Here is a 25,330-nt window from a genome sequence, read left to right on the forward strand (position 1 = left end):
GATCAGCCGAAAAGATCCGGCTGCGAGGGCTCGCGCAGGTCACGGCGAAGCGCCACGCTCTCGTGATCCCCGCGCGGACGGTGATCGACCGTCTCGACGAAGGGTGCCACTTTCTTCACCGGCACACGCAGGCGAATGAGATCGTCATAGCGGATACGCCGGTGCCCTCGCATCGCGATCATCTTGTCGACCGTCTTGACGCCAAGGCCAGGCACGCGCAACAAGGTCTCGCGTGGCGCGCGGTTCACATCCACGGGGAACTGATCCCGATGGCGCAGCGCCCAGGCCAGCTTCGGATCGACGTCGAGCGACAGCATGCCGTCGTCGCCCGGCGGCGCGATTTCGTCGGCGCCGAAGCCGTAGAAGCGCATCAGCCAGTCCGCCTGGTAGAGGCGGTGCTCGCGTACCAGCGGCGGTGGCTTCAGCGGCAGGATCTTCGACGCGTCGGGGATCGGGCTGAAGGCCGAATAGTAGACGCGACGTAGCCGGTAATTCGTATACAGGTTGGTGCTGGCCGAGAGCACGTCGCGGTCGCTGGCATCGTCGGCACCGACGATCATCTGCGTGCTCTGACCGGCAGGCGCGAAGCGAGGCGCCTTCTTCTCCGCCTTGGCTTCGTCGATGGACAGACGCAAGCGACCCATCGCGCTGCGGATGTCACCCAGGTGTTTCTCCGGCGCCAGCGACTTCAAGCCGCCTTCGGTCGGCATCTCGACATTGATGCTCAGGCGATCCGCCCAGCGACCGGCGGCGTCGATGAGTTCAGGCGACGCGTCGGGAATGGTCTTGAGGTGGATGTAGCCGCCGAACTTGTGCTCGGTGCGCAGCGTACGTGCCACGCGCACCAGCTGCTCCATCGTGTAGTCGGGCGACTGGATGATGCCTGACGAGAGAAACAGGCCCTCGATGTAATTGCGCCGGTAGAACTCGAGGGTGAGATTGACCACTTCCTCGGCCGTGAAGCGCGCTCGCGGCACATTGCTGCTGCGCCGGTTGACGCAGTACACGCAGTCGTAGACGCAGAAATTGGTCAGCAGGATCTTCAGCAGCGATATACAGCGGCCGTCCGGCGCGTACGCATGACAGATGCCCATACCTTCGGTCGAGCCGATGCCCCCGCTTTTCAGCGAGTTGCGGCCTTTGCCACCGCTGGATGAGCAGGACGCGTCGTACTTCGCGGCGTCGGCGAGGATGGCGAGTTTGTCGGAAAGCTTCATGGGGGAAGTGATGGTGCCAAAACCGGGCCGGGCCTGCGTGAAGGCGGCCGATCGAGCGATTACCCCGCCAGCGACCCGCCCGTTATCATCCCTGCTTTAAACACTGGCGCCCACCATGGACCTCATCATCCGTCACGCCACGCTTCCCGACGGCCGCAAGGACGTCGACATCGGCATCGAGGGCGGGCGATTCGCAGCGATCCAGCCGGCGCTTCCGGCAAAGGGCGTCGAAGAGATCGACGCGCACGGCCGTCTGGTCAGCCCGCCGTTCGTCGACGCGCATTTCCACATGGATGCGACGTTGTCCCTGGGCCTGCCACGCCTCAACGCCTCCGGCACCCTGCTCGAAGGCATCGCACTGTGGGGCGAACTCAAGCCCGACCTCACGCAGCAGGCGCTGGTCGACCGCGCCATGGCCTACTGCGACATGGCGGTGGCCCAGGGCCTGCTCGCCATCCGCAGCCACGTCGACATCTGTGACGACCGTCTACTGGCGACCGAGGCCCTGCTCGAAGTGAAGCGCCGCGTCGCGCCCTACCTGCATCTCGAACTCGTCGCTTTCCCACAGGACGGGCTGCTCCGCTCACCGACCGCGAAGGCCAACCTGGTCCGCGCCCTCGACATGGGCGTGGACGTGGTCGGCGGCATCCCGCACTTCGAACGCACGATGGCCGACGGCGCGGCATCCGTCCGCTGGCTGTGCGAACTCGCCGCCGAACGTGGCCTGCGGGTGGATATGCACTGCGACGAATCCGACGACCCGCTGTCACGGCATATCGAGACGCTTGCGGCGGAAACGGTGCGCACGGGCCTGCAGGATCGCGTCACCGGGTCGCATCTCACCTCGATGCATTCGATGGACAACTACTACGTGTCCAAGCTGCTACCGCTGATCGCCGAGGCGGGCGTGCATGCCATCGCCAATCCGCTGATCAACATCACCCTCCAGGGCCGGCACGATACCTACCCGAAGCGTCGCGGCATGACGCGCGTCCCCGAGTTGCTCGATGCGGGCGTCAATGTCGCGTTCGGCCACGACTGCGTGATGGATCCGTGGTACGGCATGGGCTCCGGCGACATGCTGGAAGTGGCACACATGGGCCTGCATGTGGCGCAGATGACCTCGACCCGGGGCGTCGCACATTGCTTCGACGCGGTGACGGTCAACGCCGCGCGCGTCCTCGGGCTGGAAGGCTACGGGATCCAGCCGGGCCACCGTGCGGACTTCGTTCTACTTCAGGCGGCTGACGCCTTTGAGGCCATCCGGCTGAAGGCGGCCCGTCTTCTGGTCGTTCGGGGCGGAAAAATCCTTGCCCGCGCACCTGAACGGCGTTCGGCGCTCTTTCTGACGGAACGCCCGTCGAATCTGACACTTGAGTTCCGGCCCGGATCGATTTCCTGAACCGACGGGTTCAATAGCTGTCGCGACAGTGAACGCTTTCGTGAACCTTTCAAAATGTAAGACTTTGCGTTCAGCTTTCCCTTCATAGCATCCGAATCGTCGATCGGCCGTAGCGAGTCACGGCGAGACGATCGTCCAGGAGACAGGCTATGAAAATGATGCTTCGTACCGCCTTTGCCGCCCTCGCCCTGGTCGCCACGACCGCGGCGTTCGCCGACGACCACCGCGATCACGATCGCCACGGTGACTACCGTGGGCATGATCGCGGCCATGACCGTGGCGACTGGCATCATGACAACGGCTGGCACGGTCACCGTCCGCCGCCCCCGCCGCCGCGCTACTACGGCGGGTATCACCACGGGCCGGATCACTACTACCGTCCGCCCCCGCCGCGGTACTACGGCCACTGGGAGCGCGGTCACCGCTACGCCGGTCGCAACGTCGTCGTGTACGACTACGGCAGCTACCGCCTGCGCCCGCCGCCGCGCGGCTACCACTGGGTCCGCGAGAACAACGATTTTCTGCTCGTCGCTGTGGCGACCGGCATCATCCTCGACATCGCCACGCGCTAAAGCGCGCTTAACAGGGACTCGCTCATGAAGATGCTCACCAGAATGGTTTTCTGCATCGCCGCGGCTGGCGCGATCGCACCGGCTTTCGCCCTGGCACCGGCGCCGCAGGACTGGCACCACGACGATCACGACAATCGCAACGATCGTCGTGACGATCATCGCGACGACCACCGCGACGATCATCGCGACCATCGGGACGACCGCCACGACGATCGTCGTGCCGACTGGCACCCGCGCCCGGGCGGTCACTGGGAGCGCGGTCACCGCTATGACGGTCGCGTGGTCGTCGTGAACGATTATCGCGAGCGTCACCTCCGCGAACCGCCACGTGGCTATCACTGGGTGCGCGCCGATAACAACGATCTGCTGCTCGTGGCGATCGCCACCGGTGTGATCGCGGACATTCTGTCGCAGTAACGAAGTGAGGCTTAACAAGGGATTGTGGTCTGAAGCGCCGGATCGGCATATGGATTTGTGCCGATCCGAACGCTGAGCCCGTGCATGAAGGCGGATTCGGGCTATAAAGGAGACGGCAATCTCTGACGCATGGATGTGTCGACATCATGAATGCTCGTCTTGGAGTTATCGAGCCGGAGTCGCTCACCGCGCCCGTCGTGTCACCTCCGATTGGCACGGACTGGGAAGATCCGGATATCCGTGGAGCGGTCTCGTTCGAGATCCCCCTGCCGCTTCCCGCAGCCAGGGGGGCACCCATACTTCGCTTTTCCTATGTGTCGACTTGTGCCTCCGGCCCTTTCGGTGTTGGCTGGAGCCTCAACATGCTTCCGATCGCAAGACGCCCGGGCGGAACAGCGTTGCGATTCGACGACACGGACAATTTCTGCGGGCCTGATGGATCGCCCATTCTCCCCTGGGATGAGACGAGCGTGACGTCGTTCCGGGGCGATGCACTTCCCATGCCCTTTCGTGTTCGCCAGTTCCTTCCCAGGGTGGAAGGAGCCTTCAGACGCATCGAGCATTGGCAAGCGGAAGGCGCACACGATTTCTGGCTCGTGCACGATGCGGACGGTACGCTGCACGTCTATGGCGCGCACGCCGACGCGCGACTGAGCGACCCCGCCGACCCCGAGAGGATCGCAGAGTGGCGCGTCCAGGAATCGCTCTCACCGCACGGAGCACGCACCGTCTACGAATATGCGCGAGAAGACGGCGTGGGACACCCGGACGATGGTCGCGACTCCACCTCCGCTCGCTACCTATCTCGCATCCGCTATGGGAACCGCCACCCCGGAGCGAATCTGCTCGTCTGGGAAACCGCGACCCTGCCTGACGATGACTGGCACTTCGACTGCATATTCGATTACGGGGCCCGGGACACAGGGCCATCCTCCTGTCCGTCGTATGAGCCCGGCGCGCCTTGGCCAGCACGACCCGACCCGGTATGCGATGTCGCGTATGGATTCGAACATCGCCAACTACGCCTTTGCCGTCAGATCCTCGCATTCCATCGCTTCCCCCTGCTCGGGGCGAATCCCGTACTGGTGCATCGCCTGCTCCTGGATTACACGGCCACGCCTCGCTATTGCCTGCTCCAGCGAGTAACACGACTGGCATACGACGAGCACGAGAAATGTCACGCGCTGCCTCCCCTGACGCTTACCTGGAACGAACCCGACGCATCCTTAGGCCAGACCTGCATCTTCGACTGCCCCTCCCCGATGGATCGGACGTCCGATATCCGACTGATCGATCTCTACGGCGGGGGCCTTCCCGGACTGCTCTGGCAGAGCACCGTGGGATGGCTATATGCCGAACCGTACAGAAATCCTGGCGAAGCGGACGGCATTGTCTACGGGCCGGCCGTAGCTTTACCCATGCCAAGCACGGGTAAACCTGGCACATCGCTCCTCGAATTCGTCGGAAGCAGTCCCTGGCGATTCGTCGATGCCAGCTGCGACGGCCGGCTGGAATGGATGCTCAACACCGACACCGTCAAGGGAACGAACCGAATCGGGTCGAACAAGCAATGGACGCGCTTCACCTCGTGCACGTCCATGCCGACGGAATACGTCCCTTCATTTGCCCACGAGGTCGACATCGACGGCTCAGGTCGCCGTGCGATGGTCATCGTAGAACGGCATGCACTCCGCATCTTTGCGCGAAACGCCGCCGGCGACTTTCTTCCACCCCGCACCGAGACGCACCTCGCCGACGCGCTCCCGACGGGGTCGGATCCACGCGAATGGAAAGCGTTCGCCGCGCTCCTGGTCCCTGGAGCAAATGACCTCGTCACGGTGGATGTCCATGGCGCGGTTGTCGCCTGGGCCGACAGGGGTCATGGACGGCTTGCCGCTCGTCGTGCCGTCTGCCAGCTCGATGTCGGTGAAAACCTCGACCCTGCACGACTCTTCGTGGTCGATGTCGATGGCGACGGGCTTGCCGACATTCTCTACGCATCGCGCCGGGGGTTGTTGATTTTCTTTAACCGATCCGGCCATGGTTTCGATCAGGCGCTGATACGTGCCTGGCCCGACGGCTACCGGCTGGACGATACGTGGCACTTCGAGACAGGCGACTTTGCAGGACGCGGAGGATTCAGCCTGCTGATACAGGCACCCGGTGTCGCGGGTAACCGGCCGACGAGATGGCGAATGGATATCGGACTGCCGTTCCCCCTTCGTCTCGCCACGACCGACAACCACCAGGGCGCGCTCACCCGTGTGGATTGGCGGAGTAGTGCGCAGGAAGCGCTTGACGGCGCTCACCAAGGGCTATGCCCCATCGACAGACTCCCTTACGCCATACCCGTTGCCAAACGCATCACCTTGACCGACGAGATTGCCGGCCGCTCCTGCTATCGCGAGTACGCCTATCGCGACGGCCACCACGACGCCGTGGAAAACATATGTCGTGGGTTTCAACGTATCGATACGTTGACCGTGCCAGGAGACGACAGCATCGCCGCCAACTTACAGCGTTGCTGGTACCACGTTGGAGACGCGTCCGTCGACGATGGGCGTACGGGTTTCAACGACACGGCCCCAGGCGCGATCCCGCTAGCGGAAGTGCGGTTCACACAATGGCTCGGTTCGGATGACCGTGACGATCCTCTGCAGAACCCCGAAGACGCCAACGAGCTGCGTCATGCGCTGATCGGATCTCTCCGTCGAAGGGAAACTTACGAGTGCGACAACGGAGGCGAGAACACCCTACTCATCGCCCTCACCGAGGTCAGACATCAGGTGCGCCGCGTCGTGGCGGCCGGCGAAGCCGCACCTTTCGGCTGTTCGCTGCCGCTCATGCTCGAGGATGCGAACGAGGATCGCTCCGGCTGGGAAAGCGATCCTCGACGAGAGCATGGCCTGTATCTCGATCACGACGCTTTCGGCATCGCGCGGCGAACCATCCGCGTAGCGTGCTCGCGAGAGATGGGATGCCCTCCAGATGACGATGAAAGCCGCCGACTATGGGCCGACTCGCACGACGAACAGCAACATGTTCAGACCGTCGTGGAAACTCATATCATGCCGTGGCACAGTTCCGATCGCCAGGCGTGGCGACTTGGACTTGCGGGAGACTGGCGAGTAGACCGCATGATCCTGAGTAACGTCGCCTTGCCCACCGCAACCATCCGCGCCGAGCGCTTCGAGGGAGAGAGCGACCCCACCCTTCATGGGACACGCGCACTGGTCGCTCTTTCTTCGACCGAGTATGTATCAGCCGATGGCCAGGCTCTCCCTGATCTGAACGGCCTGGTCGCATGTGTCATGGTCGCAAGCATCGACGCCGAAGCGCAGACCGGCTACCGGTTGGCGCTTGGCGACGACCGCTTTGCGACGATGGCAGATCACGCCGGTCATATACCTATGCGCAGCCGCTTGATGAGTCCATCGGAAGGCCTCCTCGGCGAGGAACTCGAGCTGCGTGAATACGATGGTCGCGACCATTTCTTCCGCGTCCGACGCGACTCTCCAGCGCGAAGCATCGGATGGACGTCCTATCGCTACGATGCCAGCGACCTGTTCGTCATCAGCGCCAGTGACCCTGTCGGTTGGAACGTGCGATTCGACATCGACTACCGCCGGCTTCGGCCGTGGCGAACAACCGATGCCAACGGCGTCGTCCGCTCCATCGCCATGGATGCCTTCGGTTCGCTTCGGCGCGGCACCATCCATGGCAAACAACGCGACTCCGCCGGCGTAGTGTCCGACACCGGTTTCGGCCAGATATCTCCCATCACACCACTACCTGCCTCGACCGTCGGCGAGAGCGTGGACGACCCGGGAAGTGCGGTGGGGAATCATGGCTTTGCATGGGTTGCCAACGAAAATGCCTGGGACACCGAAAGGCAGCCCACGCATGCTCTGAAGATCGTCGCCGATCGCTATCCCACCGACGCCGCGCGTCAATTTCATCGCTCGATCGTGCATTTCGACGGTTTCGGGAGGCTGATCAGGGAAGTGCACGCAACGTCGTCAACAGCAACGGCATGGTCCGTGCGACGGCAGTTCCACTGGATAACGGATGGCCCGATTGCCGCCAGTTCACTGCCTTACGGCACACAGGACTGGCTCTACCGCGCCATACCTCCCGATGTCGGCGCGACGCGCTTCGCATGGGATGCGCGTGCGCGCCTGACAGCGACGACCGATGCCGAGGGACGCACGAAAAGAACCTGGCGCTTTAGCTGGTACACGGTCGACGAGGACGAGAACCGCGTCGCCGCGAAGCAAAACCTTGCTGACCCGCTTCCTTCCTCACCGCAGATGGTTTCCTTCGATGCGGGCGGCACGGCTATCCGCTTCACCCGCTATCTTGCTGGCTCCACATCGGACGTGACGGAACCTTGCATCGAACGCACCTTGCTTCACCTCGACGGACAGCCTGTATCGGTAGTCGACGCACGATCCTTTCCGCAGGGGCAAGCCGTGCGAACGTACGCCACAGGTCTCGGCGCCGGTCACGTGTGGAGCGCCGATGCCGGGGACGTCTGGTCGCTTATCAACGATGCGGGCAACCTGGTCTGGCGACGGGATGCGACAGGTGTGGACCACGAATGGACCTACGATGCCGCCGGGCGGCTGACCACTACCGACGTGGCGACCGGCACATCCCGCCGAACCATCACACGAGTCGCTTACCGCGACCCGGAGAGATCCCCGTCGGGAGACAATCTCGCGTCGTTGGCGACATGTACGTACGACACAGGTGGACGCATCGATATCGTTCGTGCATCGCTTCTGGGCCGCCCGTTGACTCGGTCGCGTCGACTTCTGAAGGCAGGCGTGCTGGCGAACTGGATCGATAACGATACGATCGACGACGCGCTCGAAGCGGAAGCTTCGGTGACCCATATGGATTGCGACGCGCTGGGAGCGCCCGTCTCGATCACCCACTCCGCAGGCTACCGGCAAGAAGCATCGTGGGCCGCGGATCGCACGATGAAGGAACTACGGGTCTTCACCACCGGCGATGCGCCTGTTGCCGTCGTCGGATACGACTCGCGTGACGCCGCCGGTAGGGCACTTCAGGTGCATTTCGGCTCTATGACCCGGGCCCTCGAGTACGAGGCTGCAACCGGGCGCCTGATCTCCGAGTCCACCGCGACCGGAGCGGGCGGTGTCCTTCACGAGACGCGGATCACCCGTGACCGCGTTGGTAACATCATCGCCCTGGACCTTGGCGATGACGACCAGCGCCATTATCGCTACGACGGCGGCTACCGCCTGGTCGAGGCTTCGGGCCGTGAGTCCGTGACGTCGCCGGTCGACGGTGCCCTTCCTCCGCTGATCCTCGGTCCCGTACTCCCCTCGCTCACCGTGGGCTACACCCAACGATTTGAGTACGATGCATCCGATAACGTAGTGAACGTCGAACATCGTCGCGACGATGGCCGTTTGCGATCCGAATCCACGGTGGTAGCCGCCCTGTCCAATCGCGGATTGCCGGCAGCCACCGGCGCCGTCCCAGGGGACGTGGACCAGTGGTTCGACGCTGCCGGAAGGTTGTCCGTGCTCTGGCCCGGCAAACGACGTCTACTCTGGGACACGGAGGGGCGCCTGCATGAACTCGGCTCGGTGAGCGATCCAGATGGCCACGAGGTCAGCACGTACGGGGGCGACGGCATGCGCCTCCGCAAGACCTGGTGGAGACCCGATGGCACCGGCGAAATCCGTTACGATGGCGCGCTCGCACAGCAAAGCGGCTCACTCGGCGAAACGGACGTCCTCGAAGTGCCGGCAGAAGGCGTCGTGCTCCGCATGCGGGTACACCAGGGCTCCCCCGCGGTGTCTTATGAACTGGATACGACCTCCCGACCGGCTTCTTATGTGGTGGACGACAGCGGCACCATGCTGACGAGCGAGGAATACCATCCATACGGTACTTCGGCGTTACGCGCTGCCCGCGCCGAAGCGGATGAAGCGGCGAAGAATGTCCGTTACAGCGGCAAGGAACGGGAAAGCTGGGGAGGCCAGGACTTCGGCCACCGATTCTACGAGGCGTGGCAATGGCGATGGATGTCGCCGGATCCGGCAGCCGATGCAGCCGGCCTCAATCGCTATGCGATGGTCCACGGCAACCCCGTCACTCACGAAGACGTCGATGGGCTCATGACGCCCGAGGAGCGCCTCGTGCGAGACCAGGACGAACGAGGCATGCGCACGCCCGGAGCCGATATCGCCAGGGCAAGACGACTATTCTTGGACGACGCCGCACGTTACGTTTCCGCACGCCTGCGCGAGGGGCAGACGGGCGAGCAAGCCTTACAGCGAGGCGCCGCGTACGCGGGATTTTTCATTCCTGTCACTAGAACTTTCAGCTTGCAGGCCGTATCCCATGCGCTGGAGACGCATGCCGATACGCTGCAGGTAAGCCTTCAGAACAACAGGGTCGTCGGGATCGCGCAGAATGGCTTCGTCAATCCAGTGGCTCCGGTGTATGGCGATGGGCCGTTCCCCGGCACAACGCCGCTGACGCATGGGGAAATCAGGGGATCCAACGTGTCGTTCAACATTGCTGAGCAGCATCTTCAGGGGGGCACTGCGAGGACGGCGAGTCAGTTTGCGATTACCGACTTCGATGCGTATATCGGCGGCATCAATCGTGCATTCAGACGCTCTGCCAGCGATAGCAGGGCAATCCGCCGTGAGCCCCACGCCGCACCGGCAGAGCTTCATCAATGGACGATAGAGAACATCCGTCAGCATCTCGCGCCACATACCGCTCCGCGAGATCAGGGTGATGTCACCGTTGAGGTTCGGCCCATGCGGCGTGTGGACGGTATCGGCGGCGCACACGCCGAAGTTCAGGCGATCAACCAGGCAAATCGCATCCTCGCGAGTCGTCTTGCATTTAACGACATCCCGGAGAGAGTCATCGTATTCACCGTCAAATTACGACCATCCATTCAGCTCGGACGTGCAGCATCGACCGGGCAGATCGATAGGAAACTCTTGCCATTCGTGGCCTGCTATCACTGCGACGGCATTCTGAGCGGCGCACCAGTGCCGCATGGCGCCATCGCACGGGTGCAGACGGGCCGCTCTAACAACAGCGGATACTTGCCTGAGAGACCCGCATCGCAAAATCGGCCGGACAATGAGCGCAGACATCGCCGTCCGGACTATCGCAGTGATGCCGAGAGCAACTACGCATCATCGGGTAGCAGCCGTTCCAGCAGCGTATCCAGCCGCTCCAGCCGCTCCAGCAGCGTATCAAGCAGAAATTCGGGGAGCTCGCATCACACCAGCGAGAGCGGACGTTCCAGCCGCGGCGAATCGCGACAAGATAGAAGCCGCTCTCCTCGCGGCCGCCCCTCGGAGTTGGCGCAGCGACACCCCATCCTTTATCGAGCGCTCACCACGGATATGCCGCCGCCCGGGCACCGCCCCCCGCGGTCACCCGTCCAGGGGAACAGAACTCCGCGATCACCGCCGCACCGTCCGGGTACGTCGCGGCAACTGGAATTTTGATCGTAGCCAGTTCTCGTCACGCCGCGCACGTGGCGCAGCGCACAACACCTTCGACCGCCTCCCCTGCCTATACTCGGCCCGGGCCCTTGGCGGGCTCCTACAATTCGGGGAGGCTTCGATGCTGCAGCAGTACGGTTTATGGATCGCGCTGGCATGTGCGGTCGTTGCGATTCTGTATGGCGCATTTTCGGTCAGCTGGGTTCTGGCCAGATCGCCGGGCAACGAACGAATGCAGGAGATCGCCGCGGCGATCCAGGAAGGCGCCCGCGCCTACCTTAACCGCCAGTACGCCACCATCGGTGTCGTCGGCATCGTCCTTTTCCTGCTCATCGGCATCTTCCTCGACTGGGGAACGGCGATCGGCTTCTCGCTGGGAGCGCTCCTCTCGGGGGCGACCGGTTACATCGGCATGAACGTGTCCGTTCGGGCCAACGTTCGAACCGCCGAGGCCGCCAGAAGCGGCCTTTCTTCCGCCCTCGCAGTGGCTTTCCGGGGCGGCGCGGTCACCGGCATGCTGGTGGTTGGCCTCGGCCTGCTCGGGGTCGCTGGCTACTACGGCGTATTGCTGCACATGGGCTACGAGCGCACGCACGCGCTGCATGCCCTCGTCGGCTTCGCCTTCGGGTCCTCGCTGATCTCGATCTTCGCGCGTCTGGGCGGCGGCATCTTTACCAAGGGTGCCGACGTGGGCGCGGATCTGGTCGGCAAGGTCGAGGCCGGCATCCCCGAGGACGATCCGCGAAACCCCGCGGTCATCGCGGACAACGTCGGTGACAACGTCGGCGATTGCGCGGGCATGGCGGCCGACCTGTTCGAAACCTACGCGGTCACGCTGATCGCCACGATGCTGCTGGGCGGTGTCATGGCCACCGAGGTCGGTCCGTCGGGGGTGCTGTATCCGCTGGTGCTCGGCGGCGCATCGATCGTCGCTTCGGTGATCGGCACGTTCTTCGTCAAGACCCGCGGCGGCAAGATCATGAATGCGCTGTATGCCGGCGTGTTCGTCTCAGCGCTGCTTGCGGCCATCGCATTCTGGCCGATCACGCAATCGCTGATGGCCGACTCCTCCTACGGTGCCAACCGGATCTTCGGCTGCGCCGTCATCGGGCTGGTGCTGACGGGCGCGATGGTCGTGATCACCGAGTACTACACGGCGACCGAATATCGCCCCGTGCGTCACGTGGCACAGTCGTCGACTACCGGCCATGCGACCAACATCATCGCCGGTCTGGGTGTGTCGATGAAATCGACGGCCTTGCCCGTTCTGGCGGTATGTGCGGCGATCTGGGGAGCGCACACGCTCGCGGGTCTGTACGGCATCGCCATCGCGGCCACCGCGATGCTGAGCATGACCGGCATGATCGTGGCGCTGGATGCCTATGGCCCGATCACCGATAACGCCGGCGGCATCGCCGAGATGGCCGAACTGCCCGCCGAAGTACGCGGTGTCACCGACCCGCTGGACGCCGTGGGCAACACGACCAAGGCGGTGACCAAGGGGTACGCGATCGGCTCGGCCGGCCTCGCCGCGCTGGTGCTGTTCGCCGACTACACGCACAACCTCAACCTGCACTTCGGCGGCACGGAGGTGCGTTTCGACCTGTCCAACCACTACGTCATCATCGGTCTGCTGATCGGCGGCCTGATCCCTTACCTGTTCGCCGCGATGGCGATGGAGGCCGTGGGCCGGGCGGCGGGAGCGGTAGTCGAAGAAGTGCGGCGGCAGTTCCGCGAGATCGCCGGGATCATGGAAGGTACGACGCGCCCCGATTATTCGCGGGCGGTGGACATGCTGACCCGTTCGGCCATCCGCGAGATGCTGGTGCCGTCACTGTTGCCGGTACTGGTGCCGGTGGTGGTGATTTTCGGCTTCAAGTGGCTGGGCGGTCCCGAAGCCGGCGCGCAGGCACTGGGTGGTGTGCTGATCGGCACCATCGTGACCGGCCTGTTCGTCGCGATCTCGATGACGACGGGCGGCGGCGCCTGGGATAACGCGAAGAAGTACATTGAGGACGGGCACTTCGGGGGTAAGGGCTCCGATGCGCATAAGGCGGCGGTCACGGGAGATACCGTGGGCGATCCGTATAAGGACACGGCCGGACCGGCGGTGAATCCGCTGATCAAGATCATCAATATCGTGGCTTTGTTGTTGATTCCCCTGTTGTAGGGCTTCCGGGCGAGGAGCATCGCCAGCAGGGCTGGCTCCTACCCGAGCAGGGATACCCAGCTCGGGTAGGAGCCAGAGCCAGGGGTACCCAGCTCCGGGGGCAGCCAGCCATGCTCGCGAAAGCCCGGCTGCCTCAGCGTCGGACTGGCACCCGCTAGCCCACAAGTCATGCCCCGGACCCCGCCTTCCGTAAGCTAATGTCAGGGAACCGCTAGCAAACGGACCCGACCCCATGCACCGACGCTGGATTGCGCTGGCCATCGCCCTTACTTTCAGTGGCATGACCCACGCCCACGACACTCCCAAGACTTCTTCCGCCCCCGCCACTCAGGCCGCCGGCGACGACGAAAACCTCTGGCTCGACGACATCGACGGCGCGAAGCCGCTCGCATGGGTCCGGCAGGAAAACGCGAAGACCGTCAGCCGCTACGCGGAAGGCGCGGACTTCAAGACGCTGGAGGCACGCATCCTCGAGGTGCTGGACTCCGATGCGAAGATCCCGATGGTCAGCAAGATCGGCGATCATTTCTACAATTTCTGGCGCGACAAGCAGCATCCCAAGGGCCTCTGGCGCCGCACCACCCTGGCGGAATACCGCAAGGACAAGCCGGCCTGGGAGACCGTGATCGATCTGGACGCCTTGTCGGCGGCCGAGAAGGAAAACTGGGTCTGGCACGGCGCGCAATGCCTGCGTCCGGCGAACCGCCGCTGCCTGGTGTCGCTGTCGCGCGGCGGTGCCGATGCCGACGTCGTCCGCGAATTCGACCTGTCGACCCGGACGTTCATCAAGGACGGCTTCACCCTTCCGGAGGCGAAGACGCTGGTCAGCTGGGTCGACGACGACCATCTCTTCGTCGCCACGGACTTCGGCCCCGGCTCCATGACCGAATCGAGCTACCCGCGCATCGTGAAGGAATGGAAGCGCGGCACCCCGCTGTCGTCGGCGACGGTGGTTTACGAGGGCACGCCCAAGGACATGTCCATCTCGGCGTACCGCGACCAGACGCCGGGATTCCAGCGCGATTTCGTACAGCGCTCGCTCGAGTTCTACAACTCGGAAGTGTTCCTGCGCGGCAAGGACGGCAAGCTGAGCAAGATCGATGTACCGAACGACGCCGAAACCGACATCGAACGCGAATGGCTGCTGATCGAGTTGCGTACGGCGTGGACGGTGGGAGGGAAAACGTACCCGTCCGGTGCGCTCCTCGCGGCGAAGTTCGATGACTTCATGGCCGGCAAACGCGACCTCAATGTGCTGTTCACCCCCGATGAGCACAGCTCGCTGGCTGGCCACTCGTGGACGCGCCATCACCTGATCCTCAATGTGATGCGTGACGTGGTCAGCCAGATCCAGGTGCTGACGCCGGCCGACAAGGGCCCGTGGAAGAGCGAACCCCTGGGCGGAGCACCGGCGCTGAGCACGGTGCAGGCTGGCGGCATCGATGCGGATGAGAGCGACGAGTACTTCCTCACCGTGTCGGGCTATACCCAGCCAACGACGCTCTATTACGGCGTGATCGGTCAGGGCGAAGGCGAGGCGATCAAGCACAGCCCGGCCTTCTTCGACGGCTCGACATTCACCGTGAGCCAGCACTTCGCCACCTCGAAGGACGGCACGAAGGTGCCCTACTTCGAGATCGCGCCGAACGGGATGAAGGCCGACGGGAGCAACCCGACGCTGGTCTACGGTTACGGCGGCTTCGAGATTTCGCTGCAGCCGATGTACTCGGGCGGCGTCGGCCGCGCCTGGCTGGAAAAGGGTGGCGTCTACGTCGTGGCCAATATCCGTGGCGGCGGCGAATACGGCCCACGCTGGCACCAGGCGGCCGTCAAGGCCAACCGTCCCCGCGCCTATGAGGATTTCGCGGCGGTCTCGCAGGACCTGATCGACCGCAAGATCACCAGTCCGAAGCATCTGGGCATGATGGGCGGCAGCAACGGCGGTCTTCTGGCCGGCAATATGCTGACCCGGTACCCCCAGTTGTACGGCGCGGTGGTCAGCCAGGTCGCCCTGCTCGACATGAGGCGCTACACGCATATGTCGGCCGGTGCCTCGTGGATGGCGGAATACGGCGACCCGGACAAGCCGGAGGAGTGGAAGTACATCCAGACCTTCTCGCCGTACCACAACCTGCACAAGGGCACGCATTATCCGGCGGTGCTGTTCACCACCTCGACCCGCGACGACCGCGTGGGCCCCGTGCATGCCCGCAAGATGGCGGCCCGCATGCAGGCCATGGGTTTCGACGCGGCGTTGTACGAGAACCTCGAGGGTGGACACGGCGCGGCGGCGGACAACAAGCAGTCGGCCTTCATGAACGCACTGAGCTACACGTACCTCTGGGACCACCTGAAATAGGCCGCAAAAGGCTTTATGCTACCCGGCCGTTCTTCTACCCCACTGAATCGTCAAGGAATCCCATGGGTCTGCATCTCGTTCCCGCCGGCAAGAATGTGCCGGACGAAATCAACGTCATCATCGAAATCCCCAAGGACGCCGAGCCGGTCAAGTACGAAGTGGACAAGGAAAGCGGCGCGATCTTCGTCGACCGCATCCTCTCCACGCCGATGCGCTACCCGTGCAACTACGGCTATGTGCCTGGCACCCTGGGCGGAGACGGCGATCCGCTGGACGCCCTGGTGATCCTGCCGCTGTCGCTGGTCCCGGGCTCGGTGATCCGTTGCCACCCGGTCGGTATGCTGAAGATGACCGACGAAGCCGGCGCCGACGAGAAGCTCGTCGTGGTTCCGGTGGAGAAGGTGTTCGCGGGCTACGCGCACATCAAGGACATCGAGCAGGTTTCCGGCCACTGGCTGGAGCGCATCGGCCACTTCTTCGAGCACTACAAGGATCTGGAGAAGGGCAAGTGGGTCAAGGTCGACGGCTGGGTCGGCGCCGCTGAGGCCAAGGCCGAGATTCTGGCGGGCATGGATCGTTACAAGGCCGACCACTAAGAACGACGGTCGGCAACATATGCAGGAGCGCGCCTTGCGCGCGATGTTTCAGGTTCGCGCGCAGGGCGAGCTCCTACATTGTTTTTGTTACCCGCGGTTCAACAGCCCGCGCAGATCGATGATCGCGGCATTCGCCCGCGAGATGTAATTCGCCATCACCAGCGAGTGGTTGGCGAAGAATCCGAACGGCGAACCATTGAGCACCACCGGGCTGCCGAGCGCCTTCTGCGATTCCTCCAGTTCACGAATCACCTGCTGCAGACTGGCATCCGCATTCTTGCTTCGCAGGATTGGCGCGAAGTCGTGGCGGATGGCCTTGAGCTGCTCCAGCAACGCCCACGTGTAGCCACGCGCTTCGTAGAAGTTGTCGTCGATCTTGTTCCAGGGCGTCTTGACGTACACCGCCCGTGCCGGGCCGGCGTTGCCGCTGACGTCGGCGTTGGGCGCCGCATCCACCTTGAGCTGTCCCGCCGCTGCGGACAGCCGCTGCGAGAGGGAGCCGAGGCGCGCCGACACTGTCTGCAGGTAGTCCGCGAGGTTATCCGCGCGTGCGTAGAAGTGCGCGTTGGCGTCTTCCGCATCGCTCAGACGACCCAGATACTTCTCCAGATCGTCCACCGCCTTCGAATACTGCGACTCCGAACTCGGCAACAACCAGCGATCGTTGGGGCTGTTGAGCAGCGGATCGGCCTCGCCCAGATCCTTGTCCTCGGTGGACTGCGTCTGCGACCGGCTGAGGTCGTTGCGCAACGCGCGCGACAGGTCGCGCGAGGCGGTCAGCGAACCGAATTCCCAGTTCGGCATGTTGTCCATGAACACGCCCGGCGGCATCTTGTCGTTGCTGAGGTAGCCACCGCGCTTGTCCATCAGGGTGTCGACGGAGCGGATCAGCGTATACGTGGTGACGGCACCGGTGCTCAGCGGCCTGCCGATGTCTTTCATGTGCGCCGTGGTGACGGTAACCGGGTCGAACTGTTCAGGCTCCTTGTCCCACCACCACATGAAGAACAGGATGACGAGGATCAGGATCGCGATCGGCACGGCGACCAGCAGTCCGACAGGGTTGCGCCGACGTGGGGTCGGCGCGGGTGAGGCGGTCGCATTCATGATGTCTTTCCTTATCGTCGCGAACGTGAGCGCCTAGCTTACCCAATCAGTGCGCGGAGGGGTTCGAGGGTTCCCAGGTCGTCGTCGGCTCGCCCTTGGCGCCGAGGTTCTCCAGCAGCGTCGCCATGTCCTCGGCGTGCTCTTCTTCCTGCGCAAGGATGTCTTCCATGATGCGGCGCGTGGTCGGGTCGTCGTCGCCGATGTACGTGACGATCTCACGGTAGCTGTCGATGGCGATGCGCTCGGCGATCAGGTCTTCCTTGATCATGTCGACCAGCGTGGTGCCCTCGACATAATCGGCGTGGCTGCGGGAAAGCAGGCCCTCCGGATTGAAATTGGGCGTACCGTCGAGCTGGGTGATGCGCTCGGCGATGCGGTCGGCGTGGCCCTGTTCCTCGTTGGCGTGTTCCAGGAATTCCGACTTGACGCTCTGCGAATGAATACCCGGTGCCATGTAGTAATGGAACTTGTAGCGAAGCACGCAGACGATCTCCGTCGCGAGGGCTTCATTGAGCAGTTTGATCACCGTTTCGCGATCGGCGCGATAGCCGGCGGTCACCGCGCCGTCGTCGATGTGCTGACGCGCACGCTTACGGATGTTCTCAATATCGCTGATGAAAGGCTTGCTGCTGGCCATGGCCTGGTCTCCTGGGAGAGTGGGTTTAGGTATGGCCGGAGACGTTAAGGGCCCCGCCGGGAAGGCGGGGTGAAGGGTTTGCGGAGCACGCCACCGGCGTTGGGGCCTGCCGGCGCAGGCACCCGGCCACGCCGTCAGGCCTTTCGGTACACCTCGGCGCCCTGTGCCACGAACTCCATGCTCTTTTCCGCCATGCCCTGCTCCGCGACAAAATCGCGCACGTCCTGGGTGATTTTCATGGAACAGAACTTCGGACCGCACATCGAGCAGAAATGCGCGGATTTGTGTGCGTCTTTCGGCATGGTCTCGTCGTGAAATTCGCGGGCCTTGTCCGGATCGAGCCCCAGGTTGAACTGGTCGTCCCAGCGGAATTCGAAACGTGCCTTCGACAGCGCGTTGTCGCGCACCTGCGCCCCCGGATGCCCCTTGGCGAGATCGGCCGCGTGGGCGGCGATCTTGTAGGCGATGATGCCGTCGCGTACGTCCTGACGATTGGGCAGACCGAGGTGTTCCTTGGGCGTCACATAGCAGAGCATCGCCGTGCCGAACCAGCCGATCATCGCGGCGCCGATCGCACTGGTGATGTGGTCGTACCCGGGCGCGATATCGGTGGTGAGCGGGCCCAGCGTGTAGAACGGCGCTTCGTGGCACTTCTCCAGCTGACGTTCCATGTTCTCCCTGATCAGCTGCATCGGCACGTGGCCGGGACCTTCGATCATGGTCTGCACGTCGTGCTTCCACGCCAGCTTCGTCAGTTCGCCCAGTGTGTCCAGCTCACCGAACTGCGCCGCGTCATTGGCATCCGCCACGCAACCGGGACGCAGGCCATCGCCGAGACTGAAGGACACGTCGTACGCCTTCATGATTTCGCAGATGTCCTCGAAGTGCGTGTAGAGGAAGTTCTCGCGATGATGGGCGAGGCACCACTTGGCCATGATCGATCCGCCCCGGGAGACGATGCCGGTGACGCGCTTGGCGGTGAGGGGCACGAAGCGGAGCAGGACGCCCGCGTGGATCGTGAAATAGTCGACGCCCTGCTCCGCCTGCTCGATCAGCGTGTCGCTCAAGATGTCCCACGTGAGTTCCTCGGCCACGCCGCCGACCTTTTCCAGCGCCTGATAAATGGGCACGGTACCGATAGGCACGGGCGAGTTGCGGATGATCCATTCGCGCGTCTCGTGGATGTGCTTCCCCGTGGAAAGGTCCATGACGTTGTCGGCGCCCCAGCGGATCGCCCAGACCAGCTTTTCGACTTCTTCCGCGATGCCGGAGCTGACCGCGCTGTTGCCGATGTTGGCGTTGATCTTGGTCAGGAAATGACGGCCGATGATCATCGGCTCGGCTTCGGGATGGTTGATGTTGGCCGGAATGATGGCGCGACCACGCGCGACTTCATCGCGCACGAACGCCGGCGTGATGCGCCCGGGCAAAGCGGCGCCGAACGCTTCCCCACGATGCTGCGTGCGCAGGGCACTGTCGGCCAGCGCCTCGATGCGCTGGTTCTCGCGGATCGCGATGTATTCCATCTCCGGCGTGACGATTCCGCGGCGCGCGTAGTGCATCTGGGTGACGTTGGCGCCAGCCTTCGCCCGAAGCGGCAGGCGCGTGCTGCCGAAGCGGAAGGCATCGAGGCGTGGGTCGTGCACGCGCGAGCGGCCGAACGCCGAGGAAAGCCCATCGAGGCGCTCGACGTCGCCCCGCTCCTCGATCCAGCCTGCCCTCAGCGCAGGCAACCCCGCGGCCAGGTCGACCGTGTGCGCCGGATCCGTATAAGGCCCCGAGGTGTCGTAGACGACGATGGGCGGGTTCGCCTCTCCGCCGAACAGCGTGGGCGTGGCCGACTGCGCGATCTCGCGCATGGCGACGCGAACGTCCGCCCGGCTGCCGCCGATGTGGATCTTGCGCGAGCCGGCGATCGGCGTGGTGACGGAGGTGGAAAGCTCGCGCGCGGCGCGGGCAAGATCGGTGGGACTGGCGTTCATCGGCTTCTCGTACCTTGCGGATAAGGGAGAAGCGGACGGCGCCGCCACGCCGTGCCCCGTGCATGGACGCACGTTGCCTGTCGTGGACGAAGCTTCCTACGCCGGTACGGACCGGATCAGGTTCGAAGGGACTCTCTCAGCCCGCGCAATTGCTTGGGCACCCCCGCTTCGAGGGCGATTCAACCACGAAGCGGGGCGGGAAGCGAGCGCTCAGCCCTGGGACGAGCGCGGCTCATAGGCGCGGAGGAACATGTCGACGGCCGCCAGGGCATTGGCCTTGACCTCCTCGCCGAACTGCACGGCGCAGTCTTCGCAGCCAAACAGGCGCCGGATGAGCAGGTCGCCCTTGAGCAGCGCGAGGAACTGCGTGGTCGCACGGGAAATGTCGACGATTTCGAGCTGACCACGCGAGGTGGCGCCCTCGAGCAGGCGCATCACCAGCTTGTGCATACGTGCCGGGCCTTCCTCCCAGACCAGGCGACCGAAACGCGGATTACCGCCCGACTGGCAATCGGAAAGAATCGCGCGGAACGTACCGACGGACTCGGTGTTGGTCTCCATCGCCGCATGCCGGCTGGCGATGTTGGTCAGCGTGACGCGGATGTCCGCGCCCGGGCTGAAGTCGAACAGGTCGTCCGGCAGGCGCTCCTGTACGTGCGCACGGATGACTTCACGGAAAAGGTTGTCCTTGTCGCCGAAGTGGCTGTACACGGTGAGCTTGGAAACGCCCGCGGATGCCGCGACCGCATCCATGCTGGTGCCCGCGAAGCCGCCCTGCGTGAAGAGCGCCTTGGCGGCATCCAGGATAGCCGCGCGCTTCTCCATGTCCTTGGGACGCCCCGGGCCCTGGCTCTTCATTTTCGGGCTGGCGTTCATGGCTGCACCTTCACAAACAGAAATTATGACTTTATTATACGCAGCGGTTCAGTTATTTCCACCACTCCTGCGGCATGAGCCTCAAGGTGGCGGTACGACGGAAGCGCTGCGCGGCGGATTACAATGAAGTGGGGCCACTGCCCGGGTAAACCCAAGGCGTTCAGGGGCTTGCACCATTCATCGTTCAGGCGCCAGCGAGTGAAGGCACGGTCAGGCATGACTTCCGTCAGCCCGGTCCGGTGACTTCCGGCACTTAGCTCGGGCGGTGGCGCACCCGCAGCCTTGGCAACATTGGGAAAACGGGCGCTAAGCGCTTATCCTTTCGAACCTTTTTCAGCTTTTCGTACGGGATCCAAAAACCATGGCGATGAATTTCGAGCAGGCACGTCACAACATGGTCGAGAACCAGGTTCGTCCCTGGGAAGTCCTCGATGCCGACGTCCTGGAGACGCTGAAGGGCGTCCGTCGCGAAGATTTCGTCGCGCCGTCCCACCGTAATGTCGCCTTCGCCGACCTGACCCTGCCGCTGGGCCACGGCGAAGTGATGATGAAGCCGGTGGTCGAGGGTCGCGTGCTGCAGGCCCTGGAACTGAAGAAGACCGACGAGGTGCTGGAAATCGGTACCGGCTCGGGCTTCCTGACGGCTTGCCTCGCCCGCCTCGCCGGCAAGGTGACCAGCATCGACATGCACGCCGACTTCGTCGACGCCGCCCGCGAGCGCCTCGCCGCCGCCTCGGTGGTCAACGCCACGGTGGAAACCGCCGAAGCCGTCAACGGCTACCAGCCGACGGGCGTTTTCGATGCCGTCGTGGTCACGGGCGCCGTCCATGCGGTTCCCGAAAAATTCGTGCGCTGGCTCAAGCCGGGCGGGCGCATGTTCGTCATACGCGGCAATTCCCCCGCTCAGACGGCGGTCCTCCTCACCCACGAGGGTGACGGCCGCTATCGCGAGGAATCGCTGTTTGAAACGGACCTTCCTTACCTGGCGCATGCCGCGCCGGTGAAGCGCTTCGTGCTTTGACCCAAAGATCTCCCATCACCCACGAGGCGAAACCATGCGCTTGAAGCTGCTCACCGTCGCGCTGGCACTGGCCGCGACGCCGTTCGCGAGCCACGCTGAAGACCTGCTCGACGCCTACCGCCAGGCCCGGGCCAACGATCCGGTGCTGTCGCAGGCCGATTCCACCCGTCTCGCCACGGGTGAAACCGTCGTACAAAGCCGTGCGCTGCTGCTCCCGCAGATCAGCGCGCAGCTGGGTATCACCCAGACGGATCAGAATGGTCCGGATCGCGACACGACCACGGGCACGGACCTCGGCCATACCCGCACGCGCAGCGAGTCGGCCACGGTCACCCAGAGCGTGCTCGACTTCAGCAGGTACGCCGATCTGAAGGCCGCCAAGTCGTCGTCGCAGGCACAGGACGCCACGTACGAAGCCGCTTTGCAGCAGCTCTCCACGCGCGTGGCCACGGCCTATTTTCAGGTCCTGACCAACGACGACGCCCTGACCTTCGCCAAGGCCAACGAGCAGGCGCTCGCTCGTCAGCTCGAGCAGGCTCAGCAGCGTTTCGACGTCGGCCTGTCCGCGATCACCGACGTGCAGGACGCCAAGGCCCAGCACGACACCTCGGTCGCCGCCGTCATCACCGCCGAGAACACCCTGGCGGATTCGCGTGAAGCACTGACCCAGATCACCGGCAAGCCGGCGGACAATCTGAAGAAACTTCGCGAAGACCTGCCCATGGACGCCCCGTCGCCCAACGATCCGAAGGCCTGGGTCGCGGAAGCGGTCAAGAGCAACCCGAGCATCCTCGCGTCGCAGTACAACGTCGACTCGGCGGAGCACAGCATTTCCTCCGCCCGCGCGAGTCATCTGCCGACCATCGACGCGAGTGCCGGTTACAGCAAGAGCACCTCCTGGACGCAGAATGCGGGCAGCCCGGCGACGGACGCCCTGAACCGTGTCTCGGGCAACGGTCGCGGCGGCACCAGCGTCGGCCTGACGCTCAGCGTGCCGATCTTCTCCGGCGGCGCCACGCAGTCACGCGTTCGTCAGTCGATCTACCAGCGCGATGCCGCCCAGGACTCCCTGGAAAGCACCCGTCGTCAGGTCGTCCGCGACACGCTGAACTACTACCGCTCGGTGGTCGCCGGTATCAGCAAGGTGGAGGCCACCAAGGCCGCCGTCGCCTCTTCGGAAAGCGCGCGCGACGCGACGCAGGCCGGCTTCGAAGTCGGCACGCGCACCATCGTCGACGTGCTGATCGCCCAGCAGAACCTGACCTCGTCGCTCAGCGACTACTCGCAGGCCCGCCATCAGTTCATTCTCGACAAGCTGCTGCTCAAGCAGACGGCCGGGACCGTGGATGTGAAGGACCTCGAGGCGATCAACGCGCTGCTGCAGTAACGACTTTCCTTTCGGGGGAAGAATAAGAAACGGGCCCTCGCGGCCCGTTTTTTTTGCTCTTTGGCGGACACGCCCTACACGATCGCACGGGCGGCGCTGACTCCGACGAACCTGCCGCCCGACGAAGATGGCCGGGCCCAACCGGGCCTCGGAACCAAGGAAGAACCATGAAGGGATTTATCATCGTCGGCCTGCTGGCGACCACTGGCTTAGCCCATGCGTCGCCGGCCTCCCCGACGAACCACCGGCTCAAGGTGGTCGAATACGCGAGCGCCACGTCGTTCGAATACGACGTCCGGGCCAAAGGTGTTCTCGGCGACGTCGTTGCGCCATATGCCACGGTATGGACCAGCGCCATGGACAACTGCGATGTGCGCGGCGGCTACGTCACCGAGTACCACGACGGATTCAAGCGCAGTTATTACGACACGCGCGAAGGCGGCGTACGGGTGAACGCCTATGCCACCTGCCGCGTTGCCGAGGATCCCTTCGCCGACCGGATCAAGGAGGGCCCGATGCCCGCGGCGGCGATCGTCACCGGTGATGGCCTGGGTCCGTCGACGGGGCTTGCCCAGGCGAGCGGCGAGCCGCACTCGGCCTATCGGGCCGTCCGCGAACTGGTATACAAGACGTGCCTGGACCAGGCTCGCCGCGTTCGCTTCATGAGCACTCATGTCGACAACCGGCCCAACGCGACGCCGCAGGTGGAAGCCCGGTTCGCCTGCAATTCCGGCCTCGACGCCGGGAACCAGAGGGACTGACCCTTCACTCCTGAAGCAGGGTATCCACCAGCGCCATCACCTTGCCCACAGACCCGCGCTCGCTGTCGAAGACGTGGCGAGCGCGGTTTCCCATGATCTCCCGGCGGTCCTTGTCCCGAAGCAGGGCCAGCACCTGCTCGCCCAGCTCGTCGCCGTCCTTCACCCGCTGACCGCCGCCTTCATCGAGCAGGGCCTGCGTGATTTCCTCGAAGTTGTACGTATAAGGCCCGACAAGCACCGGCTTGTTCAGTGCGGCGGGCTCCAGGACGTTGTGTCCACCGATGGACACCAGGCTGCCACCGACGAAGGCGACATCGGCCGACGCGAAGAAACGCAGCAGTTCGCCCATCGAATCGATGACGAAGCACTGCGTGGAATGACCGGGAATGTCATCGCCGCTGCGCGTTCCCACCTGGAAGCCCAGGCTGCGGACGGATGCTTCGACGGCCTTGAACCGCTCAGGATGACGGGGCGCGATCAGCAGCAGCGCATCCGGCAGACGGCGCATCACCGCGAGGTGAGCCTCGAGGACGCACATTTCCTCGCCTTCGTGCGTGCTGGCGGCGATCCAGACCGGACGCCCCGTGCCCCATGCCTCGCGCATGGCCAGCCCCGCCTGCAACGCCGTGTCCGGCACCGGCATGTCGAACTTGAGGTTGCCGCAGACCGTGAGCTGGCTGGGCTCCGCACCGAGCAGCCGATAACGCGCGGCATCGGTGCGGGACTGTGCAGCGATATGACTGACGCAGCGCAGGGCGCGGCGGACGAGGGAGCTCATGCGCGCGTAGCCGCGCAGCGATCGCTCGGACAACCGGGCATTGGCGATCAGCAGCGGGATGCCGTGCTTGCGGCAGGCGAAATACAGGTTCGGCCAGATTTCCGTTTCGACGATGATCGCCAGCCGCGGGCGCGTACTGCGCAGGAAGCGCTTCACGGCGAACGGCAGGTCGTACGGCAGGTACACGCTGTGGACGCTGCTGCCGAACAGCTGACGCACGCGTTCGGAGCCGGTCGGGGTCACCGTGGTGACCAGCATCGGCGCCTGCGGATAAGCCTCCATCAGCGCTTTCACCAGGGGTTCCGCGGCATTGACCTCACCTACCGAGACCGCGTGCACCCAGAGGCAGCCGGCGAGGCGCGGTTCGCGGAAGCGACCGAAGCGCTCGCGCCAGCGCACGTGGTAGTCGCCGTAGCGCATGCCACGCGCCATCAGACGCAGCATCACCAGCGGTGTGAACAGGTACATCGCGAAGTTGTAGAGCAGGCGCAGCAGCACGCGATTCCCTGGGTTGACCCGTGACCGGTCAGTATA

The 25,330-nt window shown here is 64.1% G+C and carries 16 protein-coding genes and 1 riboswitch; of the genes, 10 read left to right on the forward strand and 6 right to left on the reverse strand.

Translation table 11 applies throughout. From position 1 onward, the window contains the following. Positions 1-2 precede the first annotated feature (2 nt). Complete coding sequence (locus tag J2X57_RS14090; protein WP_036116172.1) at positions 3-1,217, reverse strand: putative DNA modification/repair radical SAM protein; 1,215 nt, start codon at positions 1,215-1,217, stop codon at positions 3-5. Between the two features lie 115 nt (positions 1,218-1,332). On the opposite strand from J2X57_RS14090, the gene J2X57_RS14095 reads away from it, so the two are divergent. The 7 genes from J2X57_RS14095 (at position 1,333) to ppa (ending at position 16,247) form a co-directional block, all read left to right on the forward strand. Continuing rightward, a complete protein-coding gene (locus tag J2X57_RS14095; RefSeq protein ID WP_309868124.1) occupies positions 1,333-2,619 on the forward strand; it encodes an amidohydrolase family protein in 1,287 nt (428 codons plus the stop codon). 149 nt (positions 2,620-2,768) lie between these two features. Continuing rightward, a complete protein-coding gene (locus tag J2X57_RS14100) occupies positions 2,769-3,191 on the forward strand; it encodes an RcnB family protein (RefSeq protein WP_036116175.1) in 423 nt (140 codons plus the stop codon). Between the two features lie 24 nt (positions 3,192-3,215). Continuing rightward, entirely contained in the window at positions 3,216-3,608 is a 393-nt protein-coding gene (locus tag J2X57_RS14105) for an RcnB family protein (protein WP_043692073.1), read from the forward strand. A gap of 146 nt (positions 3,609-3,754) precedes the next feature. Continuing rightward, positions 3,755-11,125: a SpvB/TcaC N-terminal domain-containing protein gene (locus J2X57_RS14110; protein ID WP_309868127.1), complete on the forward strand. Its 7,371-nt coding sequence runs from the start codon at positions 3,755-3,757 to the stop codon at positions 11,123-11,125. 118 nt (positions 11,126-11,243) lie between these two features. Continuing rightward, a complete protein-coding gene (locus J2X57_RS14115; protein ID WP_043692070.1) occupies positions 11,244-13,292 on the forward strand; it encodes a sodium-translocating pyrophosphatase in 2,049 nt (682 codons plus the stop codon). 232 nt (positions 13,293-13,524) lie between these two features. Next, positions 13,525-15,651: a prolyl oligopeptidase family serine peptidase gene (locus tag J2X57_RS14120; RefSeq protein ID WP_309868130.1), complete on the forward strand. Its 2,127-nt coding sequence runs from the start codon at positions 13,525-13,527 to the stop codon at positions 15,649-15,651. A 62-nt stretch (positions 15,652-15,713) separates the two neighbouring features. Beyond that, positions 15,714-16,247, forward strand: coding sequence for an inorganic diphosphatase (ppa, locus tag J2X57_RS14125; RefSeq protein WP_036116186.1), 534 nt, complete (start codon positions 15,714-15,716; stop codon positions 16,245-16,247). An 87-nt stretch (positions 16,248-16,334) separates the two neighbouring features. Here the strand turns inward: ppa and J2X57_RS14130 are convergent, their stop codons facing one another. From J2X57_RS14130 to J2X57_RS14145, 4 genes are all read right to left on the reverse strand, one after another. Further along, positions 16,335-17,354, reverse strand: a complete 1,020-nt coding sequence (locus tag J2X57_RS14130) for a DUF2333 family protein (protein ID WP_036116187.1) — start codon at positions 17,352-17,354, stop codon at positions 16,335-16,337. 46 nt (positions 17,355-17,400) lie between these two features. Further along, positions 17,401-17,991, reverse strand: a complete 591-nt coding sequence (locus tag J2X57_RS14135) for a DUF892 family protein (protein WP_036116189.1) — start codon at positions 17,989-17,991, stop codon at positions 17,401-17,403. A gap of 134 nt (positions 17,992-18,125) precedes the next feature. Further along, positions 18,126-19,973: a phosphomethylpyrimidine synthase ThiC gene (gene thiC / locus J2X57_RS14140; RefSeq protein ID WP_309868133.1), complete on the reverse strand. Its 1,848-nt coding sequence runs from the start codon at positions 19,971-19,973 to the stop codon at positions 18,126-18,128. A gap of 76 nt (positions 19,974-20,049) precedes the next feature. Continuing rightward, positions 20,050-20,148, reverse strand: a riboswitch (TPP riboswitch). Between the two features lie 35 nt (positions 20,149-20,183). Further along, complete coding sequence (locus J2X57_RS14145; RefSeq protein ID WP_043692063.1) at positions 20,184-20,849, reverse strand: TetR/AcrR family transcriptional regulator; 666 nt, start codon at positions 20,847-20,849, stop codon at positions 20,184-20,186. Positions 20,850-21,210: 361 nt separating this feature from the next. Between J2X57_RS14145 and J2X57_RS14150 the strand changes: the two genes are divergently transcribed. From J2X57_RS14150 to J2X57_RS14160, 3 genes are all read left to right on the forward strand, one after another. Further along, positions 21,211-21,870, forward strand: coding sequence for a protein-L-isoaspartate O-methyltransferase (locus tag J2X57_RS14150; RefSeq protein ID WP_309868136.1), 660 nt, complete (start codon positions 21,211-21,213; stop codon positions 21,868-21,870). A gap of 34 nt (positions 21,871-21,904) precedes the next feature. Next, positions 21,905-23,257, forward strand: a complete 1,353-nt coding sequence (locus J2X57_RS14155; RefSeq protein WP_043692061.1) for a TolC family outer membrane protein — start codon at positions 21,905-21,907, stop codon at positions 23,255-23,257. Between the two features lie 167 nt (positions 23,258-23,424). After that, positions 23,425-24,018, forward strand: a complete 594-nt coding sequence (locus tag J2X57_RS14160) for a hypothetical protein (RefSeq protein WP_309868138.1) — start codon at positions 23,425-23,427, stop codon at positions 24,016-24,018. 4 nt (positions 24,019-24,022) lie between these two features. On the opposite strand, the gene waaA is transcribed toward J2X57_RS14160, so the two are convergent. Continuing rightward, positions 24,023-25,288: a lipid IV(A) 3-deoxy-D-manno-octulosonic acid transferase gene (gene waaA / locus J2X57_RS14165; protein ID WP_036118482.1), complete on the reverse strand. Its 1,266-nt coding sequence runs from the start codon at positions 25,286-25,288 to the stop codon at positions 24,023-24,025. Between the last annotated feature and the right edge of the window lie 42 nt (positions 25,289-25,330).

It is taken from the genome of Luteibacter sp. 1214 (assembly GCF_031455395.1).
GTDB classification, from domain to species: Bacteria; Pseudomonadota; Gammaproteobacteria; order Xanthomonadales; family Rhodanobacteraceae; genus Luteibacter; species Luteibacter mycovicinus.